The organism is Streptomyces sp. NTH33, from assembly GCF_003236365.1.
GTDB lineage: Bacteria > Actinomycetota > Actinomycetes > Streptomycetales > Streptomycetaceae > Streptomyces.
The window spans coordinates 1-464 of sequence record NZ_POTZ01001122.1 but is presented as its reverse complement, the minus strand read 5'-3'; the positions used below and the strand labels follow the sequence as shown (position 1 = coordinate 464).

Here is a 464-nt window from a genome sequence, read left to right as displayed (position 1 = left end):
GAGCCGAACGGCTCCGATCCCGGCCCGGCGACCTCGCAGCCGGACTCCCCGTCGCCGGTCGGCGGAGTGGTCCCGACCGCCTACCTCGGCAGCTGGACGGCGACGATCGACAACGCCTACGGCGTGAACACCCGTCAACTCACCCTCAGCCAGGGGAACGTGGGCGACACGGTGCTCACGGTCGTCGCCGACGGTCCCACCGACAGCGGCGGCACCTACCACTGCGTGTTCGAGGCTCGGCTCGCCCAGCAGCCGGGCGGGAGCGGCCCGTTGGAGATCGGCCCCTCCACCGTCACGACCGGTGACCGGAGTGCGGGGTGCAGTCCGGGTGCGGCCTCGGAGGTCACCCTGCTGCCGGACGGCCGTCTCCAGCGCGTGCTGACCGGCGGCGGCAAGGACGCGAGGCTGACGTTCACCAGACAGTGACCCGCGTCACCGCGGCTCCGGCGGACGCTGCCGGGGCA

The 464-nt window shown here is 73.5% G+C and carries 1 pseudogene; it reads left to right on the top strand.

What is annotated here, in order from left to right:
• A pseudogene (locus tag C1I97_RS40555) lies at positions 1 to 426 on the top strand (serine/threonine protein kinase); the annotation flags it as partial.
• Between the last annotated feature and the right edge of the window lie 38 nt (positions 427 to 464).